This is a genomic window from Streptomyces sp. NPDC031274 (genome assembly GCF_055570235.1).
The window spans coordinates 1-1,263 of the sequence record NZ_JBVIHP010000297.1; the positions used below are offsets into that span (position 1 = coordinate 1).

Here is a 1,263-nt window from a genome sequence, read left to right on the forward strand (position 1 = left end):
GGGAAGAGAACCGGATTCACCACCAGGGTGGACGGAGTGTTCAAACGATTCCGCTTGGACTTCGACCCGGCGAAGGGTCCGCACATTAACGTAGAGGTCGGGAAGGGGGACAGCGCGAAGAAGTGGGCCGTCCCCTGGAGCGGGACCGAGGCAGACCTGATCAAGATCCTTCGGAGGAATACATGACCCCGGAAGAAACATATGGATCAAGGCCGGATTACCTGCCTCGCTCCATGGTGCGACTCGCACGCTCCGAGCCAGGAACCGGGCGTTCCCTGTCTTGGGTCGGCAAGCCTGGCGTCACGCTGCTCGATCTGGCTGAGCACCGCCGGTACCTGCGTGACAGCCTCGACCGCTTCCCACGATCCTCAGATGGAGCCGTCACCTGGGACAGGGCGCCGGAGGGTTCGGTGCTTTTCTCTGGCGATTCAGAGACCGTCGACAAGGCAGAGGCACTCCGGCAGTGGGCTCCTCATGCGAACAGGCTGGTTTTCCTCTGGGGAAATCTCGCCATACCGAGCGTGGAGATGACACTCGAGGTGACGTATACCCACCTTGACCAGATCTCGGAGAACGTCCCAGACTTCTGGATCTACTCCAGGGACGACGCAGTCCTGTTCGAGGAATCATTCTCCGGAACTTTCACGGTCTCCCGAGTTCCGGAGGCATGACCACCCGATGTCGGGCGCGGCGCCATACAAGTCGCCGATATCGATGCCTACTCTGGCGACATGTCAGATATGTCGCATGAATCGCATGAGCAGCCTTTCGACCTGCTCGGCTTCGACAACGTCCTCTTCCCTGTCGGTGACCTCGGCGAGGCCGTCGACTTCTACGAGCGTGCCGGGTTTCCCGTGGCGCACCGGATCGATGAGGTCGGGCTCGCGATCCTGAAGGTCGGCAAGGAGACTCCCGGAATTCTGCTGCGGGTGGAGGACGGGGTCGAGCACCGGCCTTCCGCGTGGTGCACGCCCCGGGTGTGGCTAGAGGTGCCCGACGCGCGGGGTGCCGGGCGGATCCTTGAGGATGCCGGGGTGAAGCTCCTGGCCCCGCCCTTCTCCGTCGCCACCGGGTACACCGTGGAGTTCGCGGACCCGTGGGGGAACGTCATCGGGTTCACCGACTACCGCAAGCGGCCCGAGCTGGCTCGGAGTTGACGGGCCGGGTGGGCGGGAGCTTCCGGGCGCGCGCTACTTCCACTGTGCCCCGCCAACCTCCTCCGCCACCACCATGATCCGGCGCAGCATGTCCGAGAGCTGCGCC

At 64.0% G+C, this 1,263-nt stretch carries 3 protein-coding genes; all 3 read left to right on the plus strand.

Features of this window, described 5'->3' with window-relative positions; genetic code table 11:
* The coding region (locus ACZ5CR_RS45805) for a hypothetical protein (RefSeq protein ID WP_468869799.1) at positions 1-186 on the plus strand (186 nt) is incomplete at its 5' end.
* The gene (locus tag ACZ5CR_RS45810) at positions 183-671 is read left to right on the plus strand and encodes a hypothetical protein (protein WP_468869801.1); all 489 of its coding nucleotides are present in this window, start codon (positions 183-185) and stop codon (positions 669-671) included. The genes ACZ5CR_RS45805 and ACZ5CR_RS45810, both read left to right, overlap by 4 nt.
* A 69-nt stretch (positions 672-740) precedes the next feature.
* The gene (locus ACZ5CR_RS45815) at positions 741-1,157 is read left to right on the plus strand and encodes a VOC family protein (protein WP_468869803.1); all 417 of its coding nucleotides are present in this window, start codon (positions 741-743) and stop codon (positions 1,155-1,157) included.
* Positions 1,158-1,263 lie beyond the last annotated feature (106 nt).

Bases quoted from the DNA above. Each gene is read 5' to 3' on its own strand.
- ACZ5CR_RS45810 (WP_468869801.1), top strand. From the start codon at position 183: ATGACCCCGGAAGAAACATATGGATCAAGGCCGGATTACCTGCCTCGC.
- ACZ5CR_RS45815 (WP_468869803.1), top strand. From the start codon at position 741: ATGTCGCATGAATCGCATGAGCAGCCTTTCGACCTGCTCGGCTTCGAC.